The sequence below is a fragment of the Enterorhabdus sp. P55 genome (genome assembly GCF_009911695.1).
In the GTDB taxonomy this organism is placed as follows: Bacteria; Actinomycetota; Coriobacteriia; order Coriobacteriales; family Eggerthellaceae; genus Enterorhabdus.
The window spans coordinates 1-9,887 of the sequence record NZ_QWKK01000086.1 but is presented as its reverse complement, the minus strand read 5'-3'; the positions used below and the strand labels follow the sequence as shown (position 1 = coordinate 9,887).

8 protein-coding genes are annotated in these 9,887 nt (G+C 69.6%); 1 reads left to right on the top strand and 7 read right to left on the bottom strand.

The window, feature by feature from the left end:
* The 6 genes from D1643_RS11850 to D1643_RS08360 form a co-directional block, all read right to left on the bottom strand.
* On the bottom strand, window positions 1–242 hold a 242-nt coding region (locus D1643_RS11850), incomplete at its 3' end, for a hypothetical protein (protein WP_236643482.1).
* 665 nt (window positions 243–907) lie between these two features.
* Window positions 908–1,561 (bottom strand): GNAT family N-acetyltransferase, encoded by a 654-nt coding sequence (locus D1643_RS08380; protein ID WP_160710195.1) that lies wholly within the window; start codon window positions 1,559–1,561, stop codon window positions 908–910.
* Window positions 1,562–1,753: 192 nt separating this feature from the next.
* Window positions 1,754–3,175 (bottom strand): SLC13 family permease, encoded by a 1,422-nt coding sequence (locus D1643_RS08375; RefSeq protein WP_160710194.1) that lies wholly within the window; start codon window positions 3,173–3,175, stop codon window positions 1,754–1,756.
* A 492-nt stretch (window positions 3,176–3,667) separates the two neighbouring features.
* The gene (locus D1643_RS08370) at window positions 3,668–4,006 is read right to left on the bottom strand and encodes an oxidoreductase (RefSeq protein ID WP_160710193.1); all 339 of its coding nucleotides are present in this window, start codon (window positions 4,004–4,006) and stop codon (window positions 3,668–3,670) included.
* Between the two features lie 27 nt (window positions 4,007–4,033).
* On the bottom strand, window positions 4,034–6,382 hold the full coding sequence (locus D1643_RS08365) for a molybdopterin-dependent oxidoreductase (protein WP_160710192.1): 2,349 nt from the start codon (window positions 6,380–6,382) through the stop codon (window positions 4,034–4,036).
* 210 nt (window positions 6,383–6,592) lie between these two features.
* Window positions 6,593–7,939 carry a GntP family permease gene (locus D1643_RS08360; RefSeq protein ID WP_160710191.1) on the bottom strand — a complete coding sequence of 449 codons (1,347 nt, stop codon included), beginning with the start codon at window positions 7,937–7,939 and terminating at the stop codon, window positions 6,593–6,595.
* A 242-nt stretch (window positions 7,940–8,181) separates the two neighbouring features.
* On the opposite strand from D1643_RS08360, the gene D1643_RS08355 reads away from it, so the two are divergent.
* On the top strand, window positions 8,182–9,120 hold the full coding sequence (locus D1643_RS08355) for a LysR family transcriptional regulator (protein WP_160710190.1): 939 nt from the start codon (window positions 8,182–8,184) through the stop codon (window positions 9,118–9,120).
* Here D1643_RS08355 and ispH read toward each other — a convergent pair.
* Window positions 9,117–9,887: 4-hydroxy-3-methylbut-2-enyl diphosphate reductase (ispH, locus tag D1643_RS08350; RefSeq protein ID WP_160710189.1), on the bottom strand; the 771-nt coding region annotated here is incomplete at its 5' end. The two genes, D1643_RS08355 and ispH, sit on opposite strands and share 4 nt — an antisense overlap.

The following is a 9,887-nucleotide window of genomic DNA, read 5'->3' as shown; positions in this document are numbered from 1 at the left end:
GTCGCGCCGGGGCACGCGGGCGTGGGCGCGGGAGCGCGGCCAGCGGTGCCGGCGGAAGCGGCAGCCGCGGGCGCGCAGGTGCTGGAGCGGGCGTCCGGGTCAGCGGACGCGGCGTCGGCGGGAGACGCGGGGGCGACGCCATCGACGCAGGCGGCCAAGGACGCGCCTCCGGATACGACGGCACGGGCCGCGCTGTCCGCACGCGCCTGGCGCTCGATGTCGTCTGTGGGGTAGGTAGCCATGGATGGGATTATAGCGCGGCGACGCGAAAGCCGGCTTTCGCGAAAAAAATGGCACCAATCGGCAGTTTGGTACGGTTCCCGCAACCAACTTGGGGGCAACCAGGCACGCTCACCCTAAAGCGGCTGTACGCGACCTGGGGTTTTGGCATGGCGAGACCAAGTGATGCCCCGCAGCGCGGATCCGCGACCGTACCAAACTGCCGATTAGTGCCACCGCAGGCTCGAAAAGTGGCAGTAGGGCTGATGTCGGGGTAGAGCGGCCGACGAAAACGGGCCGCAGCGCCGGGAAGGGCGGCTGGCGCCAAGGCCGCAGAGGGGGCGAAGGGGCGCGCCGCAGCCGCCTGCGGGACGTTCTACGGCTATCTGCACGGGATCACCTTGGCCTACAAGCAGCTCTCTCCCGAGTACGCGGCCAACGTCAGTCGGGCGAGCACCAACAACAGCCTCCTGCAACGTGATCTCGACAACCAGGAAGGTGCGGCACATAGGCACTTGAGGGACATGGCCGGTCAGCGGGAGGACTTCGCCGACCTACGGTTCCAACTGGTCTTCTGGCACACAGCGATGCTGCGAGACCATCGGCGCTGGTACACCGGCGAGCTTGATATGAGTCTCGAGGATATGATCCGGCTCGAAGTCGCGTGCCTGCCCGAGGCGCTCAAGCCCTACTTCGACTTTCCAGCGCTGCGCGGAGGGAGGCTGGCCGGCAACGGCCGGCCCTCTCCCTGCAGCTCCCACTCGTACAGCACGAAGTTGGGCTCGGCGGGGTTGTCGTAGTTGGCGCCATAGGCCAGGCGGTGGGCGCCGCGGCAGGCGAGGCCCAGGCGCTCGTAGGCACGCTGGGCGCCCACGTTGCCCACCAGGGTGTCCAGGCGGATGACGCGGCAGCCGCGAGAGCGCGCCAGATCGGCCGCGACCTCCATGAGCGCGCGCATCAGCCCGCGGCCGCGCAGGTCGGGGCGCACGGCCAGCAGGTGGACGACGGCCACCTCATCGGCGTCCGCCTCGACGCCCCAGGGCACCGCCTCGTAGCCAGGCGCGCACTCCCCGTTCAGGATGAGCGCCCCGGCCAAACGCCCGCCAGACCCGCCCTCGCGGGCCACGACGAGGCCGCCCTCGGCCAGCGCGTCGGCGAGCATGGCGCGCGACGGATGGACGCCGATAACCCAGAGCGGGTCGTTGTCGGTACCGGCCGCGGCCTCCTGCGCCGTGGCGTAGAGCGCCAGCAGCTCGTCGATGAGCGCGCCCGCGTCCGCGGTGTCGAGCGTCGCCGCAGTCGCGACCTCCACGTTGAGGTCGATAGCCGGCCGGTCAGTCATGGGATCCTCCTCGCGTCTCGCCAGAGCCTGCCTCCCAGTGTAGCGGAAGGTGCCGGGCAGCTGGGCCGCCGTGCTAAGGGAGCAGGCGGAGCGCTACCGGAGCCTCGCTGCCGGCCAGGGCGCGGGGCGGCGGGCCGCCTGGGGCGCACATACCCGCCGCGAGCGCGGGGCGAGCAGACGGGCCGGCGTCCGCTACGCCACCCCGAAGGCCATTCCCAGCGCAAACGACCACCCCACCGCGACCGCTATCAGGATCACCTGGGTCAGCCAGCCCGAGCGCGCCTCCTCGCCGAAGCGGTAGTACCCCGTGTCGAGCGTCATGTTGAGAGCCGGCGCCAGGGGCACCAGGTAGCTGCCCGCCATGAGGCACACCGACAAGAAGGTGGGAACCGTGAGCGGCAGCCCCGTCAGCTGCGCGTAGGTGAGCAGCGGCGGCAGGAAGATAACCACCCACGAAGGTGCGATGGGAAAGACGGTGGACAGCAGCACGAGGGCCACGGCCACCACGGCGAGCGACGCAAAGACCGGCAGGGCGAGGATGCCCGACCCGAGGAACGCCTCGGCTATCCAGGCCGCCGCGCCCGTCGAGGTCAAGGCCGCCCCGATGCTCAGCACGCCGCCGAAGAACAGGAAGAGGTTCCAGCTGGCCAGGGCCTCGAAGTCGCGCCACGAGATGATGTCGAGTCCCGGCACGAAGAGCAGGACGAAGCCCACGAGCGCCACCGTGGTGGGCGCGAGCGCATCCACCCAGTTGCCCAGGATCCACAAGACGGGAAGCGCCACCAGCATGACGAGGCACGTCCAGTCGCGTCGGTCGAGGGTGCCGAACCGGAACTGCCCGTCGAGGATCCCCTCCACCTCGCCAGGGGCGATGGGCTCGGGCGGGAACGCCCGAACGAGCCCCCACCAGGCAGCCGGCACCATGACGCAGGCGATGGGGACCCCGTAGGCCATCCACGTGAGGAAGGGCACCACGTAGCCGGTCTGGGTCTGGAGGATGCCCATGGCCAGCACGTTCAGCGAATGGCCGATGGGCGTGGTGAAGCCGCCGATGAGCGCGCCGAAGGATATGCCGAGCATGAGGCAGCGCCCCAGGTTCGACTCGCCGCGCCGGGCTCCCACCGTCTCCAGCAGGGGCAGCGCGAAGCTCATGGACAGCGCCACCGCGCCGGTGTCGGTCATCACCGAGGAGCAGAGCGCCGTCACCGTCATGATGGCCAGCACGAGCTTGCGAGTGTCGTCGCCGGCCCAGGCGATGAAACGGCGGGTGAGCCGGGCGCCCAGGGTGCTGCGCTGCATGAGCGCCGTCATGCAGAACACCGCCAGCACGAACCAGGTGGTGGTGCTCACATAGCCCGAGAACGCCACGTCGAAGCTGGGCACCACGCCCAGCACCAGCAGGAGCAGCGAGGCGAGCACCCCCACCACACCCGTGGCCATGCTCCCGCAGAACCACAGGCACACCGCCCCCATGAGGATGCCGAGGGACAGGAGGGCCTCATGGCTCAGCCCCATGACCGGCGGAAGGAAGAACCCCGCCGCCACGAACCCCGCGCCGACGACGAGCCCCGCCGTCTCCTTGAAACTCCTCGCTTCCCGCACGCTCTTCGTCATCGCACTTCCCCCTCTTGCCTTGTCGAGCCTGGACGAGAACCCGCAGGCAGCACCCTAGGCGAGCCTGCGCCTAGGGTGCTGCGCTAGCGCCGGCGCGATCAGCCAACCGGCGGCTTGGGCGCTCCCGGAGCACCCGGGGCCTTAGGGGCACCCGGAACTGCCGGGGCGCCAGGGGCTGCGAGAGCGCCCGGGGCACCCGGGGCTCCAGGGGCAGAACCCGGCGCGGAAGCCAAAGGCGCGCCACACTCCTTGCAGGCGGTCGCGTCCAGGGCGTTCATGGCGCCGCAGGAGCCGCAGCGCTTCTCGGTGATGGCAGCAGGTCTAAAGCACATCGTGGGTTCCTTTCTCGAAAGCAGGAGGTCTTCCGCCCGATGCGGCGGGACGGCCAAGGCAGGCGCTTCCGCCTTGGCCGTCCCGCGGCGTCGCGGGGGTCGCGGCCGCAGTGGCCGCCGCGGGGCCGGGACGGGCCCGGCCCCGCGAGGCGGCCGTCCCTTAGGCCTCTATGAGGTAGAGGGCCTGGTTCGGGCGCTCAGCCAGCTCGCGCGCCAGCTCGTCGACCTCGCCCATCTTGATGCACTGCGCCTGGCAGTGGTGGACGCACATGGGGGTGCCGTCGTGGGCGGCCTGGCCACCCTGGCACAGGTCGCAGTTCTTCGTCCAGAACGGCAGGTAGTCGTCCTGCCAAGGACCACGGGAGGACTCCCATGGCCCGATGTGGTTGAGCACCACGCCCGCCTGCTCGGTGGGCAGGTCATGGGAGACGGCGCAGGCTATCTCGCACGTGTGGCAGCCGGTGCAGTAGTAGTAGTCGACAAGAACGGCCTTCTTCATGGGCTCGCCTTCCTCTCTCTCGTCCGGTTACAGGATGACGGTCTCGGGGGCCTCGTGGAGGTCCGCCATGGCCACCGCCTTGCGGATGCCGTCGCCCTTGACCGTGGCGACGATGCCCGCCTCCTCGGGCGCGCACTTGTCGATGGTGCACAGCATGCACTTGTAGTCGCAGCCGAAGCCGGACTCGCCCGGATCGAACTTGAACAGCATGTTGCAGTTGTACTCGAAGGCGCCGAACAGGCCCTCCTCCTCGGTGCCGCCCAGCTCGGGCATCCACCAGCCGTGGTCGGTGGAGGCCACGCCGTCCATCATGCCGGGATCGACGAGCACCTTGCGCTTGCAGCGGCCGTACTGGTTGCGCAGCCACACCCAGTCGCCGTCGACCACGCCGAACTGGTCGGCCAGGGCCTGGTTGACGCGCACCGTCGGGTAGGGGTGCAGGGCGCGCATGCGCGGCACCTGGCGATGCTCGGAGTGGAACTGGCTCCAGTTGCGGGCGCCGGTGGTGAGCACCACCGGGTACTCGGCGAACTCGTCGGGCGTGCTCACCGGGCTGTGCACCGGCTCCTTGAAGGTAGGCAGCGGGTCGAGGCCCAACAAGTTGTAGTAGGTCGACCACAGCTCGATACGCCCGGTGGAGGTGTTGAAGCCGGGCTGGCCGTCGGCGCGCAGCTTGCCGGTCTTGTACTTGTGGTACTCGAAGGGCAGATACACCGGCGCCTGGTCGCGCACCTCCTCGAAGGACTTGCCCGTCTCCTCGAAGATGGCCGAGAACATGTCCTCCACGCGCTCCCACGGGTAGGCCTCGGGACGGAAGCGCTGGCCCAGCTCCATGTTCACCTGCATGTCGGAGCGCACGTCGATGCCCTCGCCGATACGGTTCACCGCGCGGTTGATGGTCTCGGCGCGCTGTACGCCGTCGCCGATGCGGATGCCCTGGCGCTCGGGGAACGAGGCCACGGGCAGCACCACGTCGGCCAGGGCCATGATGGTGGGCGTCATGAACAGGTCGATGGCGGCCACGAACTCGAGCTTGCGCATGGCGCGGACCACGTAGGCCGGGTCGGGTGCGGAGTTGACGAGGGTGTTCACCGTCTGGAGCCAGGCGGCGCGCATCTGGTGGGGCTCGCCGGTGTCGATGGCCTCGACCACCGAGTCGAACATGGCCTTGGAGTAGGCGTTGGCCACCATGGGGTACTTGTCGTCGCCGATGCGGGCGGCGCGCTTCTCGGGGTCGAGGAACTCGCGGCCCCAGCCGTTGAAGTACATGAGGATGTAGTCGGGGCAGATGTTGCCGCCGGGGTTGTCGATGTTGCCGGTGATGGCGAAGATGTCGATGATGGCATGGCCCGACGAAACGGCGCGCTTCTGCATGTCCACGGCGACGCCCCACTGGTTCACGCAGCCGTCGGCCTGGGCGATCATGCGGGCCGCAGCGCGGATGTCCTCGGCCGGGCACCAGCACACCTCCTCGGCGCGCTCGGGCGTCCAGTCCTTGACGGCGGCGGCCAGCTCGTCGAAGCCGTAGCACCAGCACTCGACGAACTCGTGGTCGTAGAGGTCCTCCTCGATGATGACGTGGAGGATGGCGAGGGCGAGCGCCGTGTCGGTGCCGGGACGCACGGGCAGGTAGATGGCCGCGCGGTTGGCCAGCCAGATGCGCCGCGGGTCGATGACGATGAGCTGGGCGCCGCGCTTCATGCAGTCGATGATCCAGTGGCCGTAGAGGCCGTCGGAGTTGGTGACGAGGGGGTTGTTGCCCCACACCACGATGCACTCGGGGCACTTCCAGGCCGGGTCGTCGTAGCGGTCGACGAACTGCTGGGAGTAGTCGCCCACCCAGAAGCTGCCGGTGACGGCCATGGAGCCGGACACGCGCGGGCCGTAGCAGGAGTTGCCCGACATGCCGAACACGTTGTTGGGGCTGCCGAAGGACCAGGCGTAGCGGGTGATCCACGGCGCGATGTCGCGGCCGGTGCCCTGGAAGAAGGCGATGGCCTCGGGGCCGGACTCCTCGCGAATGCGCTTGAAGGCAGACTCGATGAGGTCGTAGGCCTCGTCCCAGGTGATCTCCTCCCAAGTGTCCTTGCCACGGTCCTCGCGAGCGCGCTTCAGGGGCTTGGTCAGGCGGTCCTCGTGGTAGACGGCCTCCATCACGTCAAGGCAGCGCACGCACAGGCGGCCCTTGTTGAAGGGGTTCTCCGGGTCGCCCTCCACCTTGACCAGGCGACCCTCCTCGTCGGTGTACATGAGCACGCCGCAGCCCAGGTGGCAGCCGGGGCCCGACCAGGCGCTGCCGCGGGTGACGGTCAGGCCGTCGTCGGTCTGGTAGCGCCAGGGCCTCTCGTGCTCGATGGTCTTGAATTCCTTCTCCATGGGTTCTCCTCTCAGGTTCCTCTTGGGGTGGGCGACGCGGCGTCCGGCACGCCGGGCGGGCGCGGCAGGGGCCGGCCGCAGGCGGCGCAGCGTCCGTCGCCGGGGGCGCCGCAGTGGCCGCACACGGGGCAGGCCCCCGGGGCAACCGGGTCTTTCACCTGCCCCGTGCACTTGCCGCAGCCCCTGCAGCAGTAGCACACGGCCGCCTCGCTAGAAGACGATGCCGGCGCAGGCCAGGGCCGCCAGCACGATGGCCAGCACGACGGCCGGGACGGCGCAGGCGATGAACTGCTGGGGCCAGATGTGCTTCATCTTGCAGCCGGTGACCTCCAGGTTCACGAACAGGCCGCCGGAGTAGGGCACGGTGGAGAGGCCCGCCGCGCCGATGGACACGATGCGCGTGAGGGCGTCGGCGTTGACGCCGGGGTGCGCCAGCCACTCCGCGCCGAAGGTGTTGCACACTGCGGTGGAGGTGGCGCCGGCCGAGCCGACGATGACGCCGAGCAGCTGGGTGGCGATGACCGCCTGGAAGTAGGGGTTGTCGATCGAGTTCATGGCCAGGTCCACCAGGTAGCCGAAGGCCGGGGTGGCCGACAGCACGGCGGCGAAGGCCACCATGGAGAACATGGTCACCGCGGGGTTGAGGCCGGCCATCACGCCGTCGAAGACGCTCTTCTTCATGGCGGCGCCGACGCTAAGGCCCTCGTCGGGGTTGGCGAAGAACTTGAAGTTGATGGCCAGGCACACGAGGGTTGCGATGACGTTAGCCGAGGTCACGGCCACCGTGGCCGACATCTTGGCGATGGGCCCCAGCCCGTTGCCGAACACGACGAACAGCACGAGCAGAACGATGAGCGGGATGAGCGAGCGCGCCATGCTGGGGCACTGGTCCTCAGGACGGCCCGGCATGGTGATGCCGACGCCCTCCTCGAAGCGATGGCCCTTCTTGGTGGCCCAGCGATCGAGGAAGTAGATGAACCACACGTCGAAGGCGAACCACAGGACGGTGGCGACGATGCCGAGCACCGGCTCAGCCGTGCCCGTGGTGCCGAGGATCTGAGCCGCCGCCACGTTGCCGGTCTGAGGCGAGCCGGGCATGGCCATGTTGGCGCCGCCGAGCAGGCCCATGTACATGATGGTGAGGAACAGGTAGCGCGGCTTGTCGAGCTGACGGGCGATGGGCACCGCCAGCGGCCAGAACACGAACACGATGACGAGCGCGTTGATGCCGCCGTAGGTGAGCAGCATGCAGATGAGGATGAGCACAGGGTAGATGAACTTCTTCCCCGCCTTGTCCACGATCCAGTAGGCGATGCGGTTGGCCGCACCGCAGTCTCCCAGCACCTTGGCGTACAGGGCGGCGCTCAGGAACATGAGGATGAACGTGCTCACCCAGTTGCCCGCGGCGGGCAGCCAGTAGTCCACGAACGTCCCCCAGATGCCGAACCCGTTGAACACGCCCACGATGAGCGTGGCGATGAGGGCGCACACCACGGCGTTCCATCGGTTCCACGCCAGCACGACCAGAGCCGCGATGGCCAGGACGATCCCTATCATTCCAAGCACGGTAATTCCCCCTTCCGTAATCCGGTATGCGGTTGAGCTTTGCAAGGCTTTCGCGAATCCTCTCGTCCCCCGAGAGGGACGATGCCTGCACTATACGGGCGGCGCGCGGCCGGCGGCGTTGCATCATCCGCATGGGCTATGCGGCTTTCGGGAAGCCCGCGCGGGAGGCTGGCCCGCGGGAGGGGGGACGCGGTATCCTTACCCCATGAGGCCATCGGATGAAGGGGGAGCCGATGCAGATCGGGCACCTGAGGGAGTTTCTGACGCTGGCGGCCAACGCCAACTTCAGCGCCACGGCGAAGGAGCTCTACATCACGCAGTCGGCCCTGAGCCGCCACATCGCCTCGCTCGAGGAGGAGCTGGGAGCCAAGCTGCTCGCCCGCGACTCCCACCAGGTGAGCCTCACCCCCATCGGTCGGCAGTTCGCCGCCGACGCCGAGGGGATCGTGGAGAGCTACGAGCGCGCCCTCGGCAACATCGAGATCCTGAGGCGCCGGGGCGAGGCCACCCTGAAGATCGGCTACCTCTACGACGTGGGCGCCATCATCATGCCGCTGTTCCGCCCGGCCCTGAGCGCCATGGCCGAGCGCGAGGGGATCCACCTGCGCTTCTCGGCGCTCGAGCACGGCACGCTCATGACGAGGCTTGCCCGTGACGTGGTCGACGTGGCCATCACCATCGACACCGACGCGCGCGTGCGCGACTTCTCGGAGCGACTCGACCTGGGAGAGGACTGCTACTGCGCCGTGGTGCCCCCGAGCCACCGTTTGGCCGGGAGGGAGACGGTGAGCCTGGCCGAACTGGCCGAGGAGGACTTCATCATGCCCGATCCGTTCGCCATGGCCGCCACCCACGACTTCATCGCGGCGCAGTTCGACCACCGGGGCCTCGCGCCGTCGGTGGTCACCTTCTACGAGGACATCCCCACCTTCATGGACGAGGTGAGCTACGGCACCGGCGTGGGCCTGGCCCTCGACCACCATCGGAACCGCTACGAGCGCTCGGTGGCGTTCATCCCCCTGGAGGGCTGCGAGCTGCGCTGCCGCATCTGCTGTCTGTGGAAGAGCAAGACCGAGCGGAAGGTGCCGGGCAGCTGGGCCGCCGTGCTAAGGGAGCAGGCGGAGCGCTACCGGAGCCTCGCTGCCGGCCAGGGCGCGGGGCGGCGGGCCTAGAACGCGGCCAGGCGGGCCTCGACGGCGGCTATCTGGTCTTCGGGGGTGGAGGCGCCGGCGGTGACGCCGACACGGGCGCAGCCGGCGAACCAGGCGGGGTCGAGCTCGTCGGCTGACTCCACGTGATGGGTGCGCGGGCAGGCCTGGGCGCAGATCTCGGCCAGGCGCGTGGTGTTGGACGAGTTGCGCCCGCCGATGACCACCATGGCATCCACCTGCCCCGCCAGCTCGGCGGCCGCCTGCTGGCGCTGCCCCGTAGCCGAGCAGATGGTGTTCTTGACGAGCGGATCGAGTCCGCGCTCGCGCAGGGCCGCCACCACCGCGTCGAGGTTCTCGCGGCGCTGGGTGGTCTGCGCCACCACGCCGATGGGATCGTAGAGCCCCGCGGGGATGTCGTCGGGGCCGGCCACCACGTCCACCTTGCCGCCGGCCTCGCGCGCCCAGGCGGTAAGGCCCTCCACCTCGGGGTGGCGCGCCTCCCCCAGCACCACCACGCGGCAGCCCTCGCGGGCGAGCTCGGCGGCGGCGCGCTGGGCGCGCGACACGTGCGGGCAGGTGGCGTCCACCAAGGCGAAGCCGGCCGCCTCCACGTCATCGAGCACGTCCGGGGTCACCCCGTGGCTGCGGATGACCACCGAGGCGCGGGCGGGCGCGGCGCCCGGGGCGTCAGGGGCGCCGGCGTCGGCCCACAGCGCCTCGAGGACGCCGGCCGCCATCGCGCCGGTCGTAAGCCCCGCGGGCTCGACGTCGGAGCCGGCGGCCGCACC